Origin of the sequence: Variovorax sp. YR634 (genome assembly GCF_900106655.1) — a bacterium.
Lineage (GTDB): Bacteria > Pseudomonadota > Gammaproteobacteria > Burkholderiales > Burkholderiaceae_C > Variovorax.
The window spans coordinates 45,091-66,424 of sequence record NZ_FNOL01000030.1 but is presented as its reverse complement, the minus strand read 5'-3'; the positions used below and the strand labels follow the sequence as shown (position 1 = coordinate 66,424).

20 protein-coding genes are annotated in these 21,334 nt (G+C 67.1%); 10 read left to right on the top strand and 10 right to left on the bottom strand.

What is annotated here, in order from left to right; genetic code table 11:
- Positions 1-530: 530 nt before the first annotated feature.
- Together BLV60_RS31115 and BLV60_RS31110 are read right to left on the bottom strand one after the other, a co-directional pair.
- Complete coding sequence (locus tag BLV60_RS31115; RefSeq protein ID WP_093059202.1) at positions 531-3,650, bottom strand: efflux RND transporter permease subunit; 3,120 nt, start codon at positions 3,648-3,650, stop codon at positions 531-533.
- 37 nt (positions 3,651-3,687) lie between these two features.
- The gene (locus BLV60_RS31110) at positions 3,688-5,286 is read right to left on the bottom strand and encodes an efflux RND transporter periplasmic adaptor subunit (RefSeq protein WP_093059201.1); all 1,599 of its coding nucleotides are present in this window, start codon (positions 5,284-5,286) and stop codon (positions 3,688-3,690) included.
- Positions 5,287-5,554: 268 nt separating this feature from the next.
- Between BLV60_RS31110 and BLV60_RS31105 the strand changes: the two genes are divergently transcribed.
- Genes BLV60_RS31105 through BLV60_RS31085 form a run of 5 tightly spaced genes read left to right on the top strand, consistent with a single transcriptional unit; the run spans position 5,555 to position 9,290 of the window.
- Entirely contained in the window at positions 5,555-6,076 is a 522-nt protein-coding gene (locus BLV60_RS31105; RefSeq protein WP_093059199.1) for a DUF6622 family protein, read from the top strand.
- A 39-nt stretch (positions 6,077-6,115) separates the two neighbouring features.
- A complete protein-coding gene (locus BLV60_RS31100; protein WP_093059197.1) occupies positions 6,116-7,078 on the top strand; it encodes a sterol desaturase family protein in 963 nt (320 codons plus the stop codon).
- The gene (locus BLV60_RS31095; RefSeq protein WP_093059195.1) at positions 7,075-7,371 is read left to right on the top strand and encodes a 2TM domain-containing protein; all 297 of its coding nucleotides are present in this window, start codon (positions 7,075-7,077) and stop codon (positions 7,369-7,371) included. Before BLV60_RS31100 ends, BLV60_RS31095 begins: the two co-directional genes overlap by 4 nt.
- A gap of 53 nt (positions 7,372-7,424) precedes the next feature.
- Complete coding sequence (locus BLV60_RS31090; protein WP_093059193.1) at positions 7,425-8,438, top strand: sensor histidine kinase; 1,014 nt, start codon at positions 7,425-7,427, stop codon at positions 8,436-8,438.
- A gap of 24 nt (positions 8,439-8,462) precedes the next feature.
- Positions 8,463-9,290: a LytR/AlgR family response regulator transcription factor gene (locus tag BLV60_RS31085; RefSeq protein ID WP_093059191.1), complete on the top strand. Its 828-nt coding sequence runs from the start codon at positions 8,463-8,465 to the stop codon at positions 9,288-9,290.
- A gap of 80 nt (positions 9,291-9,370) precedes the next feature.
- Here BLV60_RS31085 and BLV60_RS31080 read toward each other — a convergent pair whose 3' ends face one another.
- Entirely contained in the window at positions 9,371-9,712 is a 342-nt protein-coding gene (locus BLV60_RS31080; protein WP_093059189.1) for a hypothetical protein, read from the bottom strand.
- 148 nt (positions 9,713-9,860) lie between these two features.
- Between BLV60_RS31080 and BLV60_RS31075 the strand changes: the two genes are divergently transcribed.
- On the top strand, positions 9,861-11,675 hold the full coding sequence (locus BLV60_RS31075) for a glutamine--tRNA ligase/YqeY domain fusion protein (protein ID WP_093059187.1): 1,815 nt from the start codon (positions 9,861-9,863) through the stop codon (positions 11,673-11,675).
- Positions 11,676-11,694: 19 nt separating this feature from the next.
- Here BLV60_RS31075 and BLV60_RS31070 read toward each other — a convergent pair whose 3' ends face one another.
- Positions 11,695-11,997, bottom strand: a complete 303-nt coding sequence (locus BLV60_RS31070; RefSeq protein WP_176929018.1) for a hypothetical protein — start codon at positions 11,995-11,997, stop codon at positions 11,695-11,697.
- 85 nt (positions 11,998-12,082) lie between these two features.
- Here BLV60_RS31070 and BLV60_RS31065 point away from each other — a divergent pair, with 85 nt between their 5' ends.
- Both BLV60_RS31065 and BLV60_RS31060 read left to right on the top strand, forming a co-directional pair.
- The gene (locus tag BLV60_RS31065; protein WP_093059185.1) at positions 12,083-12,634 is read left to right on the top strand and encodes a pseudouridine synthase; all 552 of its coding nucleotides are present in this window, start codon (positions 12,083-12,085) and stop codon (positions 12,632-12,634) included.
- Between the two features lie 62 nt (positions 12,635-12,696).
- Positions 12,697-13,596 (top strand): M23 family metallopeptidase, encoded by a 900-nt coding sequence (locus BLV60_RS31060; protein ID WP_093059183.1) that lies wholly within the window; start codon positions 12,697-12,699, stop codon positions 13,594-13,596.
- A 24-nt stretch (positions 13,597-13,620) separates the two neighbouring features.
- Here the strand turns inward: BLV60_RS31060 and BLV60_RS31055 are convergent, their stop codons facing one another.
- The 3 genes from BLV60_RS31055 to BLV60_RS31045 form a co-directional block, all read right to left on the bottom strand.
- Positions 13,621-14,556 (bottom strand): M14 family metallopeptidase, encoded by a 936-nt coding sequence (locus BLV60_RS31055; protein ID WP_093059181.1) that lies wholly within the window; start codon positions 14,554-14,556, stop codon positions 13,621-13,623.
- A 110-nt stretch (positions 14,557-14,666) separates the two neighbouring features.
- The gene (locus tag BLV60_RS31050) at positions 14,667-15,869 is read right to left on the bottom strand and encodes an ammonium transporter (RefSeq protein WP_093059179.1); all 1,203 of its coding nucleotides are present in this window, start codon (positions 15,867-15,869) and stop codon (positions 14,667-14,669) included.
- Between the two features lie 151 nt (positions 15,870-16,020).
- Positions 16,021-16,914: a LytTR family DNA-binding domain-containing protein gene (locus BLV60_RS31045; protein WP_093059177.1), complete on the bottom strand. Its 894-nt coding sequence runs from the start codon at positions 16,912-16,914 to the stop codon at positions 16,021-16,023.
- Positions 16,915-17,077: 163 nt separating this feature from the next.
- Here BLV60_RS31045 and BLV60_RS31040 point away from each other — a divergent pair, with 163 nt between their 5' ends.
- Positions 17,078-18,298 (top strand): acyltransferase family protein, encoded by a 1,221-nt coding sequence (locus tag BLV60_RS31040; protein WP_093059175.1) that lies wholly within the window; start codon positions 17,078-17,080, stop codon positions 18,296-18,298.
- Here BLV60_RS31040 and BLV60_RS31035 read toward each other — a convergent pair.
- Complete coding sequence (locus tag BLV60_RS31035; RefSeq protein ID WP_093059173.1) at positions 18,228-18,662, bottom strand: PaaI family thioesterase; 435 nt, start codon at positions 18,660-18,662, stop codon at positions 18,228-18,230. The genes BLV60_RS31040 and BLV60_RS31035 overlap by 71 nt on opposite strands.
- Before the next feature lie 138 nt (positions 18,663-18,800).
- Positions 18,801-19,895: a suppressor of fused domain protein gene (locus BLV60_RS31030; protein ID WP_093059171.1), complete on the bottom strand. Its 1,095-nt coding sequence runs from the start codon at positions 19,893-19,895 to the stop codon at positions 18,801-18,803.
- Positions 19,896-20,009: 114 nt separating this feature from the next.
- Between BLV60_RS31030 and BLV60_RS31025 the strand changes: the two genes are divergently transcribed.
- Positions 20,010-20,828, top strand: coding sequence for a hypothetical protein (locus tag BLV60_RS31025; protein WP_143042659.1), 819 nt, complete (start codon positions 20,010-20,012; stop codon positions 20,826-20,828).
- Here BLV60_RS31025 and BLV60_RS31020 read toward each other — a convergent pair.
- Positions 20,735-21,334 carry an anthrone oxygenase family protein gene (locus BLV60_RS31020; protein ID WP_093059167.1) on the bottom strand — a complete coding sequence of 200 codons (600 nt, stop codon included), beginning with the start codon at positions 21,332-21,334 and terminating at the stop codon, positions 20,735-20,737. The two genes, BLV60_RS31025 and BLV60_RS31020, sit on opposite strands and share 94 nt — an antisense overlap.

The window sequence follows — 21,334 nt, the reverse complement described above, 5'->3', positions numbered from 1 at the left end:
CCTCGCTCTTCGGCGCTCAGTTGTTCGTAACTTCTGTTCATGCAAGCTCTTCCCTTGAGGATCGAGTGTGTTGCACTTCAGACTTGAAACCGCCAGCCAAAGAAAAGGCGACCCCACTGTCTGCGACCCCTTCGCTGCGCTACGGGGCAGCCAGAGGGGAGGTGGAGACAACACGGGCCTTTGCTTCGCTCGGCCCCCATGCGGCTGCAGGCGCGCAGCGCCTGCAGCCGCACCGCGCCGAGCGCACCGATGGCCCGCCCGGTTCCCCAATCCCTTCTGGCTGCGCCGAGGAGCGCAGACGTAGGAGGGATCAGGGCCGCAGCTGTTTGAGCGCAACGCAGTGGAGCGAGTTCTGCGGACCCCCTCCGGAGTCGAGCACCGCAGGTTGCCCGTAGCGAAGCGAAGGGACGCAGACAGTAGGGTCGCCTTTCTTTTGCCTACTTTTCTTTGGCGAAGCAAAGAAAAGCAGGTCGCCCGCCGGGGCGAGACCCGGCCCCGGAAAGCAAACAAGCAGCAAGAGAAAAACCGGCTCAAACCGCTTCCTCCTCAACCGCAGCCCGCCGAGAACTCCCCCCACCCAACCGATCAAACGCCAGATAGATAACAGGCGTAGTGAACAGAGTAAGCAGCTGACTAACGATCAACCCCCCAAAAATCGCCAACCCCAACGGACGCCGCAATTCAGCACCTTCGCCGAAGCTCAGCATCAGGGGAACGGCCGCAAACAAGGCAGCCAGCGTAGTCATCAAGATAGGCCGAAACCGCAACAAAGCAGCCTGATGAATAGCCTCCCGAGGAGACTTCCCCTGAGTCCGTTCAGCATCGATAGCGAAGTCGATCATCATGATCGCGTTCTTCTTCACGATGCCGATCAGCAGAATGATCCCGATGATCCCGATCACCCCCAGGTCGTTGCCGGTGATCATCAAGGCAAGCAAGGCCCCGACCCCGGCCGAAGGCAGCGTAGACAAGATAGTCAGCGGATGCACGTAGCTCTCGTACAGCACCCCCAGCACGATGTACACGCAAACCACCGCCGCCAGAATCAGCCACAACTGGTTAGACAGCGACTTCTCGTACGCCCCTGAAGCTCCCAGGAAGGTCATCGTCACGCTGCCGGGCAGCCCGATCTCCTTCGCAGCCGCCCTGATCGCATCGACCGAAGACCCAAGCGAAACCCCGGGCGCCGTATCGAAGTTCAGCGTGCTCGCCGGGTACTGCGCCACGTGCGTGATCTGCAGCGGCGCCTGCTGCTCGGTGATGTCCGCAATCGCGGACAGCGGTGTCGCGGTGCCGGAGCCGGCGATCAGGCTCAGCTGCCCCAGCGTCTGCGGCGTATTCACCATGCCGGGACGCGCTTCGAGAATCACCCGGTACTGGTTCGTCTCGGTGAAGATCGTCGACACGATGCGCTGGCCGAAGGCGCTGTAGAGCGCGTCGTCCACCGTGCTCGCCGTGATCGACAGCCGCGCCGCGGTGTCGCGGTTCACGTTGACGAACGCCGCCAGGCCCTGCGCGCCGGCATCGCTGCTCACGTTGCGCACCTTGTCCGATGTCTGCAGCTTCGCCACGAGCTTCTTCATCCACTCGGTGATCGCGGCGCTGTCCACGCCCTCCAGCGACACGCGGTACTCGGTCGGGCCGGTCTCGGCGTCGATGGTCAGGTCTTGCGTGGGCTGCAGGTACAGCGTGACGCCGGCCACCTGCCGCACGCGCTCGCGCAGCCTGTCCATCACGTCCTGCTGGTTGCCGCGGCTCTTCGTCAGGTTGATGAGCATGCTGCCGGTGTGCAGCATGGTGTTGTTGGCCGCGTCCACGCCGACGAAGGAGCTGAGGTTCTCGACCTCGGGGTCATCGAGAATGGCCTGCGCCGCCTGCAGTTGCAGCTGCGACATGCGGTCGAAGGACACGTCCTGCGCGGCCTGCACGCGGGCCTGCAGCTGGCCGGTGTCCTGCGTGGGGAACAGGCCCTTCGGGATCGTGAGGTACAGCACCACCGTCAGCACCATGGTCAGCAGCGCGACCAGCAGCGTGAGCGGCTGGTGCTCGATCACCCAGTGCAGCGAGCGGTCGTAACGCTCCATCACGCCGCTGAAGAAACGCTGCGCGCGCGCGCCGAAGCCATGGCCGGCCGGGTCTTTCTTTTCTTCGTGCTTGAGCCAGCGCGCCGACATCATCGGCACCAGCGTGAGCGACACCACGGCCGAGATCAGGATGGTGATGGCCAGCGTCACCGCGAACTCGCGGAACAGGCGGCCCACCACGTCACCCATGAAGAGCAGCGGAATCAGCACCGCGATGAGCGACACGGTCAGCGAGATGATGGTGAAGCCGATCTGCGTCGCGCCCTTGAACGCGGCCTGCAGCGGCTTTTCGCCCTCCTCGATGTAACGCGCGATGTTTTCGATCATCACGATCGCGTCGTCCACCACGAAGCCGGTGGCAATGGTCAGCGCCATCAGGCTCAGGTTGTTCAGGCTGTAGCCCAGCAGGTACATCAGCCCGAAGGTGCCGATGAGCGAGATGGGCACCGCAATGCTTGCGATGACGGTGGCGCGCAGGCTGCCCAGGAAGGCGAAGATCACCAGCACCACCAGCACCACGGCCAGCACCAGTTCCATCTCGACGTGCTGGACCGACGCGCGGATGCCGGCCGTGCGATCGCTGAGCACCTCGATCTTCAGTCCGGCGGGCAAGCCGGTCTGCAGCTCGGGCAACTGCTTCTTGATGGCATCGACGGTGGCGATCACGTTGGCGCCGGGCTGGCGCTGCACGTTCATGATGATCGCGGGCGACAGCTTGTTGGTGCCGTCAGCCTTGTTGCCGGCCCAGGCGCTCAGCTGGTTGTTCTCGGCGCTGTTGACCACCTGCGCCACGTCGACCATGCGGATCGGCGCGCCGTTCTTGTACGTGACGATGAGGTTCTTGTAGTCGTCGACCGTGAGCAACTGGTCGTTCGAGTTGATGGTGTAGGCGCGCTTGGGGCCGTCGAAGCTGCCCTTGGCGCCGTTGGAGTTGGCTGCCGAGATGGCCGTGCGCAGCGTGTCGAGCCCGATGCCGTTGGCAGCGAGGGCCTGCGTGTTGGCCTGGATGCGCACCGCCGGGCGCTGCCCGCCGCTGAGCGAGACCAGCCCCACGCCCGAGACCTGGCTGATCTTCTGCGCGAGCCGGGTGTTGACGAGGTTCTGCACCTCGGTGAGCGGCAGCGTGTCGGACGTGATCGAAAGCGTGAGCACCGGCGCGTCGGCCGGGTTGACCTTGGCGTACACGGGCGGTGCCGGCAGGTCGGCCGGCAGCAGCGAGCCGCCGGCGTTGATGGCGGCCTGCACTTCCTGCTCGGCCACGTCGAGCGTCTGGCCCAGCGAGAACTGCAGCGTGATGATCGATACGCCCGCGGCGCTGGTCGAGCTCATGCGGTCGAGCCCCGACATCTGGCCGAACTGGCGTTCCAGCGGCGCGGTAACGGTGTTGCTCATGACCTCGGGGCTGCCCCCGGGGTAGAGCGTCTGCACCTGGATGGTCGGGTAGTCGACCTGCGGCAATGCCGACAGCGGCAGGAAGCGGAACGCCACCAGGCCAGCCAGCACGATGGCGACCATCAGCAGCGAGGTCGCCACCGGCCGCAGGATGAACGGACGTGACGGGTTCACCGGACGGCCTCCGCGCTACGGCTGCAGCTGCGACCGCTCATGGGCGACGCCCGCCCTGGCCACCTTCGCCACCGCCTTCGGACATGCGCTGCCAGCGCTCCAGTGCCGCCGGGTCGCCACGGTCCAGTGCTTCAAGAAAGCGCTTGCGGCGCTCCAGTTGCTGCGGGTCGTCCTTGGCGGCATCGAGCATGCGCTGGCGCTGCTCGGCGGTCGGGAGCTTGGCGGGTGTTGCGGGTTCCGCTGCGGGAGCGGCAGCAGCCGGGCCCGATGCACCTGACGCACCTGATGCGCCGCCCTTCGGTGCCGCCGCGCCGCCTTGACGGTGTTGTCCACGGCGCGAACCGCTCGCAGGCGCTGACGCCGCACCGGCCGGGCGTTCGACCTGGGTCTGTACGCGCGCGCCGTCCTTCAGCCGGTCGCCGCCTTCGGTCACGACCTGCTCGCCGGCCTTCAGGCCCGACATGATCGCGACGTTGTCCACGCTCGATTCGCCACGCGTCACCGGCCGCTGCGACACCGTGCTGTCTTCGTTCAGCACATACACGTAGTCGCCGTTGGGGCCGTGGCGCAACGCCGTGACCGGCACCACCACCGCGCTGGCCACGGTGCGCAGCAACAGCCGCAGGTTGACGAACTGGTTCGGGAACAGCGCGCTGTCGGCATTGGCGAATCGGGCCTTGGCCTTGACGGTGCCGGTGGCGGTGTCGACCAGGTTGTCGAGCGTGGAGAAGGCTCCGTTCGCAAGCTGGCGCGTGCGCGTGCGGTCGAAGGCGGTGGCGTCGAGCTTGGCGCCCTGGGCGAGGCGCTCCTGCACTTCGGGCACGCGGTCTTGCGGAATGGCGAATTCGACGTCGATGGGCGCAATCTGCGTGATGGTCGCAATGCCGTTGGTGGTGCCGGTGGAGATGTAGTTGCCCCCGTCCACCGGCCGCAGGCCGATGCGCCCGCTCACCGGCGCGGTGATGCGGCTCCAGGCCAGGTTGAGCTTGGCCGTGTTCTCGTTGGCGCGGTCGATGGCTACGGTGCCTTCGAGCTGCTTGACCAGCGCGGCCTGCGTGTCGACGTCTTGCCGGGCGATGGAGTCCTGCCCCAGCAGGGTCTGGTAGCGCTGCAGCGTGACGCGCGCCGCCGCCAGCTGCGCCTCGTCGCGCTGCCGCGCCCCGCTGGCCTGCCCCAGCGCGTTCTGGAACGGCTGCGGGTCGATGGTGGCGAGCACGTCGCCCTGCTTGACCATCTGTCCTTCCTGGAACAGCACGGCCGTGAGCACGCCCGACACCTGCGGCTGCACGATCACGTTGGCCAGCGGCGTGACGGTGCCCAGCGCCTCGAGTTGCACCGGGATGTCGGCCTGCCTGGCCGTGGCAACGCCGACCGTGCTGGAGGCCCCGCCGCCGCCGCCGCGCCCACCCGGGCCGCCCGGCCCACCGGGCCCACCACCCTGCCTGCCGGCGCCAGGAGCGCCACCGGGGCCGGCCGCGGGCGTCTTCGACCGCTGGATCAGATACCAGGCGCCGGCACCCAGCGCCACGAGCAGCAGCAGGGTCAGCAGCCCGCCCACCCACCGGCGTCTGCGCACCGTCGGATGTGTTGGCGAGACGGTGGAAGGCAGAGGCTCGGGTGGTTTTTCTTGTTCCATGGGCGGTGCGTGCGAAAGATGCAGGGGGTGCGGACCGGGGTAGTACAGCGCGGAATGGTAGTCCCGCTCTTTGCTGCGCCGTAAAGCGACGGTAAAGCTGTCCGTGGAGCCTCCGCAATTCACGCCGCCCGGCTGCAATTCGCGCCGCATGCATGCATTCCGTCGCAAGCCGGTGGCTGGGGCGGGCGGGGGCCGGCACAGTCCACTCCATCGATTCCCTTCCGCCCTTCTTCTTCAAAATTTCTTCCACTTCCAACGGAGCGCCACCATGCTGATGCAAATCATCCTTCACACGCCCAAGTGGGTGTTCGCCGTGTTCTTCCTGCTGCTGTGGCTCGGTGCCAAGCAGCTGCTCACCAACGAAGTGAGCCTGAGCCGCGTCACGCTGATGCCGGTGGCCATGGGCGCGCTGTCGATCTACGGCGTGGTCTCCGTCTTCGGCGATTCCTTCGGCGCCCTGCTGGGCTGGGCCGCCGCCGCGGTGGTGATGCTGGCGCTGGTGCTGCAGCGCCCGCTGCCCGCCACCACCCGCTACGACGCGGCCGAGCGCCGCTTCCACGTGGCCGGCAGCCCCGTGCCGCTGATGCTCATGATGGGCATCTTCCTGACCAAGTACGTGGTGGGCGTGGCCCTGGCCATGCACCCCGAGGTGCGCCAGCAAGCCGCCTTCGGGCTCGTGATCCCGGTGCTGTACGGCGCCTTCAGCGGTGTCTTCGCGGCCCGTGCGGTGCGCCTGTGGAAGCTGGCCATCCGCACTGACGCTATGTCGGCCACGGCCCGCGCGGCCTAAGATTCCCTCGGCCACGACTTTCATCCAGGACCCGCCACCATGAACGCGCTCTTGCTGATCCTCAAGATCTCCGTCACGGTGGTGCTCGTCGCCTCCATTGCCGAGGCGCTCGTGCTGTCCTGGCGCAACGGCTGGCGCAGCTACGACTGGAAGGCGGCCGGCATCTCGGTGGTCGACTTTCTTGTGCGCGAGTACCCGTTGCGCTGGCTGCTGCCGCTGGCCTTCTGGACCGGCGCGATGAACTGGTTCTATGACCACCGCCTCTTCACCCTGCCGATGGACCACTGGAGCGGCTGGGTCGCCTGCTTCATCGGCCAGGAGTTCTGCTACTACTGGTACCACCGCGCGGCGCACCGGGTGCGCTGGTTCTGGTGCACCCATTCCATCCACCATTCGCCGAACCAGCTGAACCTGTCGGCCGCCTACCGCTTCGGCTGGACCGGCCGCCTCACCGGCACGCTGGCCTTCTTCATGCTGGCGCCGCTGCTGGGCATGCCGCCGCGGGTGATCCTGCTGATGCTCACGCTGAACCTGCTGTACCAGTTCTGGATTCACGCAACCTGGATCCCGCGCCTCGGGCCCCTCGAATGGGTGCTGAACACGCCCTCGGCCCACCGCGTGCACCACGCCTCGAACCTGGAATACCTGGACGGCAACTACGGCGGCGTGCTCATCGTGTTCGACCGCCTGTTCGGCACCTACATCCCGGAGCGCGCCGACCTTCCCTGCCGCTACGGGCTGGTGAACCCGATCACTTCGCACAACCTCTTCGAGATCGAGTTCAGCCAGTGGCGCGCGCTTTTGCGCGACCTGGCCTCGGCCCGCTCGGTGCGCGCCTTCGTCGGCTACCTCGTGAAGCCGCCGGGCTGGAAGCCCGACGGGCCTGGCGACACCACCGAGGAGCTGCGGCAGCGCGCGGCATTGCAGGCGGCACCGTCGCCACAGTCGCCGCAGCCCGCCTCTTCCGATTTCATTCCTGTCCAATACAAGGAGCTGTCATGACTTCTCTTGCATCGAACTCTTCCCGCTCCGACGTCGAGCGCCTCGCACGCCGCCGCGCCGGCGCCAAGATGGGCTGGTACATCCACGCCTTCGTCTACGTGGTGGTCAACCTCGGCCTCGTCACGATCTCGGCCGCCAACGGCCGCACCTGGGCGATGTACCCGCTCATGGGCTGGGGGCTGGGCCTGCTGATCCACGGCGCCGTCGTCTGGTTCGTGGCGCCCGGCGGCGGCTTCTACGACAGGCTGGTGGAGCGCGAACGCCGCGCGCTGGACGCCGGGGACCGCGGGTGAGCCTGGACCAGGCTGCCACCAACCAAAGGTTCAGGGCTGAAAACCTGAAGTCCATGCTGCGGCATGGCCTGATCACCGCTGTCTTCTGCTGCCTCATTGCCACCGTGATGACCATCACCGGCGGCGGCAACTGGGCCGGCCACCTGGTCTATTCGCTGTCGATCGGCACCGTGAGCTGGCTGTTCATCGACGGCGGCCGGCTCCTGATCAGCGGGCACCGTGAAAACCTCTGGCCCGGATGGCCGGGGGGCTTTCTCCTGATCGCGGCGGGCGCGGCCGTCGGCTTCTTTGTCGGCAACCTCATCGGCGACGCCTTGTTCGGCGCACCCGCATTCGACTTTCTCGAATTCAAGGGCCACAAGCTGGCCACCGGCGTCACGATCACCATCATCGCGACGGTCGGCATGTGCTTCTTCTTCTACAGCCTCGGCAAGAGCAAGCACATGCAGGGCCAGATCGAGCTGGCGCAGCGCAACGCCACCGAGGCGCGGCTCAAGCTGCTCGAAACGCAGCTGGAGCCGCACATGCTCTTCAACACGCTGGCCAACCTGCGCGTGCTGATCACCGTCGACCCACCGCGCGCCGTGGCCATGCTCGACCGGCTCAACAGCTACCTGCGCATGACGCTCAGCGGCTCGCGCGCGCTGTCGCATCCGCTGTCGGCCGAGTTCGAGCGGCTGGGCGACTACCTGGAACTGATGTCGGTGCGCATGGGCGAACGCCTGCGCTACACGCTCGACCTGCCGGAAGACCTGCGCGATGCGCCCGTACCGCCGCTGCTGTTGCAGCCGCTGGTGGAAAACAGCATCCGCCACGGGCTGGAGCCGAAGGTGGAAGGCGGCGAGATCGTCGTGCGCGCCCGCAGGGAAGCCGGCCAGCTAGTGATCGAGGTGAGCGACACCGGCGTGGGCCTTGATGCAGCGCCGCCTTCGGAAGGCAGCAGTTTCGGGCTGGAGCAGGTGCGCGACCGGCTGGCCACCATGTACGGCGACCGGGGGCACATGAAGCTGGCGCCCTCGCCCACCGGCGGCACCAGCGCCACGCTGAGCTTCCCTACGCCTGCCTGAACACGACACAACAACAGCGACAAGATGAACCCCACCGCCCTCATCGCCGAAGACGAGCCCCTGCTCGCGCAGGCCCTCAAGGCCGAACTTGCAGTCGCTTGGCCCGAACTGCAGATCGTCGCCACCGCCGGCGACGGTCGCAGCGCCGTGCGCGAGGCGCTGCGCCTGCTGCCGCAGGTGCTGTTCTTCGACATCCGCATGCCCGGCCTCGACGGCCTCGGCGCCGCCGCCGAACTGGCCGATTGCTGGCCCACCGACGAGGCGCCAATGCCGCAGTTGGTGTTCGTGACGGCTTATGACGAATACGCCACCCGCGCCTTCGATGCGCAGGCCATCGACTACGTGCTCAAGCCCCTGCAGCCCGAGCGCCTGCGCAAGACCGTGAGCCGGCTGCAGCAGGCGCTGTCCGCGCGAAAACCGGAGCCCACGCCCGCCCTGGCCGACGCGGCGCTCGAACAGACGCTCGCCCAATGGCGCCAGGTGCTGACGGCCGCCGGCGCCGGAACTGCGGCCGCCCCCGCCCCGCTGCGCATGATCGCCGCCAGCGACGCCGGCGGCAGCACCGTGCGCATGGTGCCCATCGACGAGGTGCTGTATTTCGAAGCGGCCGACAAATACCTGCGCGTGCTGACCGCCACGCACGAATACCTGATCCGCACGCCGCTCAAGCAGTTGCTGCCCCAGCTCGACACCGACACCTTCTGGCAGGTGCATCGGGCGGTGGTGGTGCGCAGCGCGGCCATCGAATCGGTGCATCGCGATGAGGCCGGCAAGCTTCATCTGATGCTGCGCGGGCGGGCGGAGAAGATTCCGGTCAGCCGCCTGTACGCCCATCTCTTTCGCGCCATGTGAAATCGGCCAAGGCGTACCCAAGAAAAAGCCGGCCCTTTTGGGGCCGGCTTTTTTCATTCAGTCACGAATGCCGTGGCGTTTTAGCGCCAGTGGCCATGGCCGCGGTAGTAGCCACGACCGTAGTAGCGCGGGCCGTAATACGCCGGCGGAGCGTAGTAGACCGGGGCCGGACGGTAATACACCGGCGGCGGCGCGTAGTAGGCGGGCGCTGGCGGGGCGTAATAGACAGGGGCCGGCGGCGCGTAGACCGGGGCCGGGTAGTAGGCCGGACCGCCCACGCCCACAGCCACGCCGGGAACGCCGACACCGATGGACCAGCTGACGTCGCTGCGGGCGCTGGCCGAAGTGGCGGCAAACAATGCACCGGCTGCCACGACGCCTGCGGCGGCCCATTTGAAGAAGGTTGAACGTGTGAGGCTCATGATTCGGACTCCTTGTTACGGTGGGCTGCGTTCGGGTGTGAACCGCCCATGTGTGTATTGAACGCGGCAATTGCAAAGGGGGTGCACCGGGCAATGTGAAGAACGTTGCCAAAGGTAACTCATAGGGGGTGACCCCTAAAATGCAACGATGACCTCCCCGACCGACAAAAACGGCGCCAAAACGACCGCTGCTCCGAGCAATTTCCTGCGCCACGTGATCGAGAACGACCTCGCACAGGGTGCCTATTCTGGCCGCAAATGGGGCGGTTCGCCCGGCAACGCCGCCCATCATGCCCAGGGCATGGTCGATCCGGCCAAGGTGCGCATGCGCTTTCCGCCCGAGCCCAACGGCTACCTGCACATCGGCCACGCCAAGAGCATCTGGCTCAATTTCGAGCTGGCCAAGGAATACGGCGGCGTGAGCCACCTGCGCTTCGACGACACCAACCCCGAGAAGGAAGACCAGGAATACGTCGACTCCATCCGCGACGCGGTGAAGTGGCTCGGCTACGAAACCTACCTGGCCGACCGCCCCAGCGCCCCCGGCACGCTGCAGCCGCACGAATACTTTGCGAGCGACTACTTCGACTTCATGTACGAGGCCGCCGAATACCTCATCGGCGCCGGCCTCGCCTACGTAGACGAGCAAACCGCCGACGAAGTGCGCGCGAACCGCGGCGACTTCAACACGCCCGGCACCGACAGCCCCTTCCGCACCCGCACGCCCGAAGAAAACCTGGCGCGCTTCCGCGCCATGCGCGACGGCCAGGTGGCCGACGGCGCCGCCATCCTGCGCGCCAGGATCGACATGGCCAGCACCAACATCAACATGCGCGACCCCGCGCTGTACCGCGTGCGCCGGGCCACCCACCACAACACCGGCGACAAGTGGTGCATCTACCCGATGTACACCTACGCGCACCCCATCGAAGATGCGCTGGAGCAGATCACCCATTCGATCTGCACCCTGGAATTCGAAGACCAGCGCCCCTTCTACGACTGGCTGCTCGACCGCCTCGCCGAAGGCGGCCTCGTCGCCAGCCCGCACCCGCGCCAGTACGAATTCGCGCGCCTCAACGTGACCCACGTGCTCACCAGCAAGCGCAAGCTGCGCCAGCTGGTCGAAGAAAAATACGTAGACGGCTGGGACGACCCGCGCATGCCCACCATTGCCGGCCTGCGCCGCCGCGGCTACACGCCCGAGGCGCTGCGCCTGTTCTGCGAGCGCAGCGGCACCACCAAGTCGGGCGGCTGGATCGACTACGCCAGCCTCGAAGCCGCGCTGCGCGACACCCTCGACCCCGTCGCCCCGCGCGCCATGGCCGTGCTCGACCCGATCAAGCTCGTCATCACCAACTGGGGCGAGCTGATGGGCGGCGACGACGTGCTCGACGACTGCTCGGCGCCCGTGCACCCGCACCACCCCGAAATGGGCAAGCGCGACTTCAAGCTCGGCCGCGAGGTGTGGATCGAACGCACCGACTACGAAGAAGTGCAGCCCAAGGGCTTCTTCCGCCTGTTCCCGGGCAACAAGGTGCGGCTGAAGTACGGCCACGTCATCGAATGCACCGGCGGCACAAAGGATGCGAGCGGCAAGCTCGTCGAAGTGCAGGCCACGCTGGTGCCCGACACCAAGAGCGGCACGCCGGGCGCGGACGCGATCAAGGTGAAGGGCAACATCACCTGGGTGGCGGCTGCGGATGCAGTGCAGGCCGAAGTGCGGCTGTACGAGCGGCTGTTCGCGGCAGCGAACCCGGGCAGCGGCGAGCTGCTGGACGAGCTGAACAAGCAGAGCCTTGAAGTCTGCTCGGCGTTCGTCGAGCCTTCGCTGGCCAAGGCCGAACCCGGCGTCGGGATCCAGTTCGAGCGGCACGGGTACTTCGTGCGCGATTCGAAGGGCGGCACGGACGGCAAGCTGGTGTTCAACCGTGCGGCCGGCATGCGGGACAGCTGGGGCAAGTAACCCGGTCGTTCTGCGCTGCTTATTCGGGCCGCTTGTAGACCACGCCGATCACCGCGCTGTTCTCATCGGTGGTGCACACGGCGGAGCGGCCCTGCGGCCCGACCTTCAGGTTGATCGTGTAGACGCCGTCGCGCGGCGTCGTCCCCCTGTCCGCGACGATGCTGCCCGGCGGCACCCTGAGTTCGCGCGCAGCCGCAGCCACACAGTTCTTGACGCTCGCCTCGGGCGCGCCGCCCACGCGGATGCCTGGGCTGTTGCACGCCGCCAGCAGAAGGCCTGCAATCGCGGCGCAGGCAAGATGGATGGAGCTTCGCATCGTCATTCCAGGTTCTCCTGTGTGATGAACCGATTGGAGCCACCAGGGCCATCGAATGTTGCAGGACAGACCCGGGCTATCCTGTCGGCCAATGAATTTTCCGAGCCCTTCTTCCCGCCTGATCCGCTTCAACAAGCCTTACGGCGTACTCAGCCAGTTCACGCCCGAAGGCCGCTGGCGTGGCCTGAAAGACTTCATCGACATCCCTGACGTCTACGTCGCCGGCCGTCTCGATGCCGACAGCGAGGGCCTGCTGCTGCTTACTGACGACGGCAAGCTCCAGGCACGCATCGCCGATCCGCGCTTCAAGATGGAGAAGATCTACTGGGTGCAGGTGGAGGGCGTGCCGACCGAAGCGGCACTCACCTCCTTGCGCAGCGGCGTGCAGCTCAACGACGGCCTCACACGCCCCGCGAGGGCACGCCTGCTCGACCCACCGCCCGAAGTGTGGGAGCGACAGCCGCCCATTCGCGAGCGCAAGAGCATTCCCACCGCGTGGCTGGAGCTGGCGATCAGCGAAGGCCGCAACCGCCAGGTGCGGCGCATGACGGCGGCCGTGGGGCTGCCGACACTGCGCCTGATCCGCGCCGCCATCGGGCCTCATACGCTCGACGGACTGGCGCCCGGCACCTGGCGCGAATAGACAACCGGCGCGGCGACGCACGAACAGCCGTACAACCTTCATTCATTCTTCAAGCCTCTTCCATGCACATCCCCGATCTCGCTCCCGTCGTCCTGAATCGCCGCAGCACCCTGCTCGGCGTCATCGGCTTGCTTGCATTGCCCGCAACGCACGCCAACGCCGCGACACCGGCCAAGACGAAGAAACAACCGGCGCAGCCCGGCGTGTGGCCACACGCGTCCCAGGTGCCGGGCGGCGTGGCCCGCTTGTCGCTCGGCCCATCGGCGAAGCGGCCTCAGGCCTTCGCGGGCGACGTGCCCCTGCTCGTGCTGGGCGACGCCATCGAATGGACCGCACTGGTCGGCATTCCGCTCGCAGCCGAACCCGGCGAGGCCAGCATCGCGATGCGCGCCGAAGGCAAGCCCGAGCGCCAGATCGCCTACACGGTGGCCCCGAAGCAATACCGCGAACAACGCCTGACGGTGGCGCCCCGCACGGTCGACCTGTCGCCCGAGGACCAGGCCCGCTACGAGCGCGAACGCGACCACCAGGCCACCGTGATGGCCACGCTCACGGACATGCGGGCGGATGCGTCACTGCAGATGCGCGTGCCTGTGCCGGGTCGTCGCTCAAGTTCGTTCGGCCTGCGCCGGGTGTTCAACGGCCAGTCGCGCAATCCGCACAGCGGGATGGACATCGCGGCGGGCACAGGCACGCCGGTGCTGGCGCCGCTACCCGGCAAGGTGATCGACACGGGGGACTATTTCTTCAACGGCGGCACCGTGTGGCTCGACCATGGAGGCGGCCTGCTGACGATGTACTGCCATCTGAGCCGGGTCGATGTGAAAGTCGGCGATGTGCTGAAGACCGGCGAGCCGCTGGCCGCCGTGGGCGCGACCGGCCGGGTGACGGGGCCGCACCTGCATTGGTCTGTGATGCTGAACCGGGCGATGGTGGACCCGGCGTTGTTCATCGCGGCCTGAGGCAGACTGGAGACCGGCTCAGCCTCAAATCGGCTTGGTCAGATACACAGCCTCGCGCCCCACGATCGCGCGCTGCGCCGGCATGAAGATCGTGCAGTCGTCGCACAGCGCGCGGATTTCCTCGTCGCCGTTTGTCGCGATCAACTCGCCCTTCGCAAAGGTCTCGAAGCCGATCAGCGGCCGCACGAACGCAAAGTCCGCCGACTTGATGACATACGTCTGCAGCAGCTGAAAGCGGCGCTGCGGCTCGGGTTCCGGCGTGGCCGGGTCCTTGTCGACGAGGCCGAAGTACGCAAGGAAGTCGTAGGTGACGGCAGTGGCCAGTTCCGACGCGGAGCGCAAGAAGTGCTGGCCGCACTCGACCACCATCGCCACGCCCTTGCCGTCCGGGCCGCCGTGGCTGCCGTACTGGATCAGCGGCGTGCCCGAGCCCAGGCCGTCGGGCATCACGAGGTGCACCGACGGGCGGCCGATGGCCAGTGCGACCCTGGCATTGCGCTCGAACGCCGGGTACACCCAGAACGGCACGACGGGCTGGCTGGTCGAATGGATGTCGAGGATGTGGTCGGCCGCGTCCACCACCGGGCGCAGGATGCGCGCACGGCTCAGTTCGGGGCTGTCTTCGGTGCCATCGAGCCACTCGGGCGACCAGATGCGGTTGAGGTTGTGCACGAGCTGGCGGCTGTCGAAGGGCAGAGCTTCGTTGAAGGACTCGTACGCTGCCACGTTGGCAAAGCTCACGGTGAGCGTGCCGACCTTCGGGCGCACGTCGTTGTCGAGCAGGTGCGTGGCCGCCGTCATGCCGCAGATCTCGTTGCCGTGCGTCAGCGCGTTGATCAGCACGTGCGGGCCGGGCTTGCCGGACTCGAAGCGGTGCACGTAGTCGACGCCGGTGTTGCCCTTGCGGTAGGCGGAGAGGTCGCGGGGGAGGACTTCGAGGGCGGGGGGAGATTGGGTCATGGGCGTCAGAAAATGGAACGAAGCGGTCCGGCAAGTTTGCTACAGGGCGCGCGTTCGTGCTGAGCGGCCCTGCGCGAAGCAAACACAGACCCGCCCTGCCGCACTGGTGACTACCAGTTGACCTCGCGCTCCGGCGTGGCCGAGATGTGGTGAATCGACAGATCGGCGCCGTCGTATTCCTCCTCCTGCGACAACCGCAGCCCCAGCGAGGCCTTCAGCGCGCCGTACACCGCCGCGCCCGCCAGCCCCGCCCATGCCACGCCGATGACGGTGCCGATGAGCTGCGCCCACACGTTCACACCGCCGATGCCGCCCAGCGCCTGCGTGCCGAAGATGCCCGCTGCGATACCGCCCCAGGTGCCGCACAGGCCGTGCAGCGGCCACACACCGAGCACGTCGTCGATCTTCCATTTGTTCTGCGTGAGCGTGAACATCTTGACGAAGATGGCGCCCGCCACGCCGCCCACCACCAGCGCGCCCAGCGGGTGCATCAGGTCGGAGCCGGCGCACACGGCCACGAGCCCCGCGAGCGGGCCGTTGTAGACGAAGCCCGGGTCGTTCTTGCCCATTGCCAGCGCCACCAGCGTGCCGCCGACCATTGCCATCAGCGAGTTGACGGCCACCAGGCCCGAAATCTTGTCGATGCTCTGCGCGCTCATCACGTTGAAGCCGAACCAGCCTACGCACAGCACCCACGCGCCCAGCGCCAGGAACGGAATGTTCGACGGCGGATGCGCGCTCAGCGAGCCGTCGCCCCGGTAGCGATTGCGCCGCGCGCCCAGCAGCAGCACCGCCGGCAGCGCCAGCCAGCCGCCCACCGCGTGCACTACCACCGAGCCCGCAAAGTCATGAAACTCATGGCCGGTGAGCGAGGCAATCCAGCCCTGGATGCCGAAGTGCTTGTTCCAGGCGATGCCCTCGTACAGCGGGTAGACGAAGCCGACGATCACCGCCGTGGCGATCAGCTGCGGCCAGAACTTGGCACGCTCGGCAATGCCGCCCGAAATGATGGCCGGGATGGCCGCCGCGAAGGTGAGCAAAAAGAAGAACTTCACCAGCTCGTAGCCGCTTCTTGCCGACAGTTCGGTGGCGCTCACGAAGAAATGCGTGCCGTAGGCCACGCCATAGCCCACCAGGAAATACACGATTGTCGAGACCGAGAAGTCGACCAGGATCTTCACCAGCGCATTGACCTGGTTCTTCTTGCGCACTGTCCCCAGTTCGAGAAAAGCAAAACCGGCGTGCATGGCCAGGACCATGATGGCGCCGAGAAGGATGAACAGCGCGTCTGCGCCCTGTTTGAGTGCGTCCATTGGAGCTTCTTGCTGATTTTTGGTTTGAATTGGTGCGCCGCACCCGAATCACCCGGAGCGGTGGGCCAATGAAGCAAAAATGGTGCCTAAAGCTCTTCAATGGTGCGTTGTGAACCAATAGCGGGCTTTACTCAGCCCACGATGCACCGGATCAGCCCGCCCCGGCGCGCAGCGCGTCCCGGTAGCGGCGGCTGCAGGGCACGGCGGTGCCGTCGTGCATGTGCAGCCGGGCGTCGCCACCGTCCAGCGGCTCGATTTCCTTGATGCGACCCAGGTTCACGGCGTGGCTGCGGTGCACGCGCACGAAGCGGGCGGGGTCGAGCTGGGTCAGGAAGTCGGTGAGCGTGGCGCGCAGCAGGTAGTCGTGGCCGTTGACGTGCAGGCCGACGTAGTTGCCCTCGGCCTGGAGCCAGTCGATGTCGGTAGCCGCGATGAGGAATTCGCGACGCAGCTTGCGCACCAGAAAGCGCTCGGGGCGCGCAGGCTGCGGGGTTTCGGGTTCGACGGGCTCCGGCTCCGCCGGTGCTTCGGGCGCATCGAGCACCCGCGCCTCGCCCTGCAGCCGCAACATGAACAGCCGGTACGCCCAGATGCCGAAGACGATGCTCGCGTACACCCGCACATCCTTCAGGTACTCGTAGCCCCACTGGCTGACCCAGCCGCCGAAGTCGTAGCGCTCGCCGGCCATGGCATAGACCAGCGCCCGCAGCCCGAACATGCACACCACGTGGATCACGCTGAAGACCACGCTGGCCACTGCATGCCAGGCCACGAAGCGCAGCACGTGGGTGCGCACCAGCGGCGACAACCGGCGCTCGACGGCAACCAGCGCCGGAACCAGCAGCAACAGCACCAGGTGGCTCGAACCCTCCCAGGTCGCGACCTCCCAGTTGGCACGCGGCACGGCGCGCGTGCGCACGTCGACGATCGCCACCATCGTGCTGAACACGGCCTGAAGCGTCATCAGAACGATCCAGAACACCACCTCCACGTAACGGCGGACTGGTTCGTAGCGCTCGTACAGGTTCTTGCGGGGGTCTCCCATGGCCGGGATTCTCCCGAAAACGGGCCTTGGGGCGGCGAATTTCGTCCAGTTTCGTCCCTCAGGGCCACCGCTCGTCACAAAGCGCGGGCGATCCGTCCCCCGGGCGTGCCACGCGGGGAACACGAGGCCGAGCATCGCGGCTTCCAGCTTCAAGGAACCTCCGATGACCACACGAACCCTCCCGCCCGACCATCGCCGCCACGACATCGACGCCCTGCGCGCGCTGGCCTTCCTGTTCGTCATCCTCTATCACGTAGGCATGTACTACGTGGCCGACTGGCCCTGGCACCTCAAGAGCCCGCACGCGGCCGAATGGCTGCAGTGGCCGATGCGCGTGCTGAACCTCTGGCGCATGGATCTCGTCTTCCTGATCTCCGGCGTATCGCTCGGCTTCCTCAGCCGGGGCCAGGGCACCTGGGGCCTGCTGCGTAGCCGGGGCCTGCGGCTGATGCTGCCGCTGGCCTTCGGCATGGCGGTGATCGTGCCCTACCAGGCCTATGCGCAGGGCGTGGCCAACGGGCTGGTCGCGCCGGGCTTCGGCGCCTTCCTGCTGCGCTACCTGTCGATGGCCGAGCCGTGGCCGAAGCGGGCCTTCGATGGCGCGGAGTTCGGCATCACCTGGAACCATCTCTGGTACCTGCCCTACCTCTTTACCTACACGGCGCTGGTCGCGCTGACGCTGCCGCTGTGGAACTCCGCCGCCGGCCAGTGGCTGCGCCGCGGCTTCAACGGCCTGCGTGGCTGGAAGCTGCTGTTGCTGCCTGTGGTGCCGCTGCTCGTCTTCACGATGCTGCTGGCCTCGCGCTTTCCGGCCACGCACAACCTGGTGCGCGACTTCCACCTGCACAGCCTCTACTTCACGATGTTTCTCTACGGCTACTGGATGGGCGTGGACACCGGCGTGTGGAAAGAGCTGGAGCGGCTGCGCCGCGTGTCTCTTGCGCTGGCAGTCGCGGTGATCGCCATCTTCATCGCGCTGCGCACCGGCGCGAAGGGCCCGGCCACCGGCCCGCTGATGGACACCCTGCGCATGCTCTACCTGTGGCTGGCCGTCGCCACCATCCTCGGCCATGGCCACCGCCACCTGAACCGACCGTGGCCCTGGCTGCGCTGGGCCAACGAATCGGTGTACCCGTGGTACGTGCTGCACCAGACGCTGATCATCGTCGGCGTGACCGCGCTGGCTCCGCTCGCACTCGGCCCGGTGATCGAGCCCGCGCTGCTGGTGGCGTTGACGCTTTTCGGCTGCTGGGCGCTGACGGATGGGCTGATCCGCCGCTTCAACGTGCTGCGGCCGCTGTTCGGGCTGAAGCTCAGGCGCGCGGCTTCAGCTGAAGCTCGTCCACGGGAACGAGGATTGCGTTCCCCGTCGCCACGAGCTTGAGTGCATCGTCGCCCTTGCCTTCGGGCTGCGCATAGAGCTCGGACGCGACAAACACCTGCTTGCGCCCGGCCTTCGCCACGCGCCCGCGCGCCACGAAGGCACTGCCCACCGCGGGCGACATGAAGTTGACCGAGAAGTGCGAAGTCATCACGCGGCCCGCCAGCGTGCCGGCCGCGTAGCCGCTCACGGTGTCGAGCAACGCGGAGATCATCCCCGCATGAAGGAAGCCGGCGAACTGCCCCATGTCTTCCGCGCGCCAGTTCATGCGCAGTTCAGCCTCGCCGTTGCCGGCCTGGGTGGCCTCGATCCCGGCCCAGCGATTGAAGGAAGCGGCCGCGTTGGTTGCCTTGACGATTTCGAGCATGGCGTGTCCTTTGCGAGTGGGTGAGAAGTGGTTCGATCCACTCTACGAACCGCTCATGGCAAACGCCGTCACACGCGTGACGAAAGGGGTCGTGCTCAGTTGCATTGGCGACAGCGGAGCCATCGCGCCGACCGGCAATCAGCCGACCGTGCGCACCACATTTCCCTGCGGATCCCTGATCGTCGTCTTCTGGACCTTCCAGCGCGCGGCGCCGAAACCGGGCACCTCATACGTGCCTGCGATCGGCTTCAGCGTGCGGGCCAGTTCGCGCACGGTGGCGTCGCTCAGGTGCAATGTCAGCTTGCCATCTTCCTCGGCCACGCGGTCGGCATCACCGTGCTCGAAGACCAGGGCGCGCTCACGGCTCGCAAAATGAAACCCGCGGCCGAAGGGCAGCCGCAGCGGCAGCAGCGCGACCAGTTCGTCGACCTGGCGTGCGCCGACCGTGATCTCGGTGACCGGCGCGCGCAGCAGCCGCTTGCTCGTCTCCCAGCCGAGCACGTCGGTGAAGAGAAAACCGCTGGACGAACCGTCGCGCGCCGCGCCCTCCTCCACGCGCCGGCGCACCTCGGGGTCGTCGAGCAGCGAAGGCCGCGCGAGGTCGGTCACCCACAGCGGCATCGCGGGCAGCAGCGCATCAAGCAGCTTGCGCGTGTCCCAGCGCTTGCATGCCCGTTCCTCGTCTTCCGTCAGCCCGACGACCTGGAGAAAGCGCATGCGCCCGTTCGGCGTGTCGATGGCCGGCAGCTCAGGGTCGAACACGAAGCCCATCGAACAGATCAGCGTCTCGCGCTCCAGCGCGATGGGGCCGTTGGCGGTCATCCAGTGGCCGTCGTCGAATACGTTGCCGCTCTTGAACACGTAGCGCGCGAGGTTCTGCAGGAAGTTGATGGCCCATGCGGGCGGTTCGGCCTCGTCGGGCTCGCAGGCCAGGCGAAAAGTCAGCTCGAAACCGTAGCCGCTGGTGTCGGCATCGCCCGATTCCTTGGCGTACAGCTCGCTGAGCCCATAGCTGAGGTAGTGCCAGTGCGGCACCGGCTCCATGCGCTTCCACACGCTCACGCCGTCGAGCGGATCGGGCCCGCCGAACATCCACTTGAGGACGGTGGCGTAGTGCTTCGGCTCCTGGCCCGGATAGAGGCGCTCCAGTGCGGCGGTGATGGCGTCCCAGCCCGGCGAGAGGTTTTCGTCGTCGCCAGCGTTGTCGTCCTGGCCCTGCGCTGCTTGCGTCATGTCGCTCCTTGCGATGTCGATGACCGGCAAGCCTACACCGGGCCATCCTCAGGCCCGTGTCAGGCCGGCGTGGCATCCTCGGGCGTCGAATTGCTTTTTTCGGGAGACAGCAACGTGAGATGGATCCATCGGCGGGACGCATTGGCCCTGTCGGCCGCCTGCGCCGCGTCCGCCCTGCTCGCCGCAACGGGCTGCGGGCAGAAAAACGTGCCCGCCGCATCCGCACCGACCCAGCCTTCGCCCGGCAGCATCGAGATCACGCAGGCAGACATCGACTGGTTTCGCCGCAGCCGGGCCGAGTGGATCGACTGCGAATCGGGTGCGCCGGGCATGGTGCCGCCCGACATGTCGCTGGAACAGTACGAAGACCTGCTCGACGGCGGCAGCTCGCCGGCCTTCGACCGCTTCGTGAACGTGACCACCGCCTTCTTCCTGCATGCGAGCTTCGTCGCCGGGCACTACACATTCGAGCCGCCCTTCGCGCAGCGCGCGGCCTTCGACGTGACGGACGAGCACATCCGCCTGCTGCGGCGTGCGAACTGGCTCAGCTTCCTCATCGACTGCAAGCGCCCCTACGGCGACTTCACGCATTTCGAGATCGACATGGCCGACATCCTCGGCCTGCCGGTGACGAAGGACGCGAAGGGCTACGCGCAGATCGGCAAGGAGGCGGAAAAGCGCATGGACGCGCTGCATGCCGACATGCTCCCGACGCTGCAGGCGTACATCCGCTTCGCGCGGCTCAACCCCGGCCGCTACGTGGTGCCCGGGCGCGGCGTGGCGCAAACGGCGGGGCGGCCGCTGTGCCGGCCTGTGTCGGCCACGCGCCTTGCGATGTATCAGCGCGCGCTGGCGGCCGCCGGCCCGCGCTCCGATTCGCACCGCGTCGCCGCGCTCGACGAGGCCGCCAGGGCGCTGTTCGCGCTGGACTGAGCTGCTGTCACAGCACGTGCGCAAAGGGCTGCGAGCGCCAGCCCGAACGCCAGCGCGGCGGCGACTGTGCGCCAGAGATTCGCCGCGTTCCAGCGCGAGCGCGTCTGCGCCCAGTCGGAGGGCAGCCCTTGCGGATTCCACGACTCGGTGTACGCATTGAGCGGCAGGTTGACCTGCGCCGTGAACACCACGATCCCCAGGCCGTAGAGCACACCGGCCAGCAGCAGGCACCACCACCAGCCCTCGCGGCGCGCGGTCCATGCCGTGCCCACGGCCAGCGCGCACAGCAACGGCGGGCCGAAGAAGAAGCCGAAGAACATCGCGTGCCGCACGTTGCGGTTCAGGCTCGACTGCACCAGCGCGTAAGTGGCGCCGTCCATCTGCAGGGTGGCGAAGTTGACGTTGGCACTGTAGGTCCAGAAGAACCCGGCCATCACGCCCAGCCAGAAGATGGCGAGCGCATGGCACGCGAGCGACAACCGGATCGTCGACGGGTGAAAGAACAT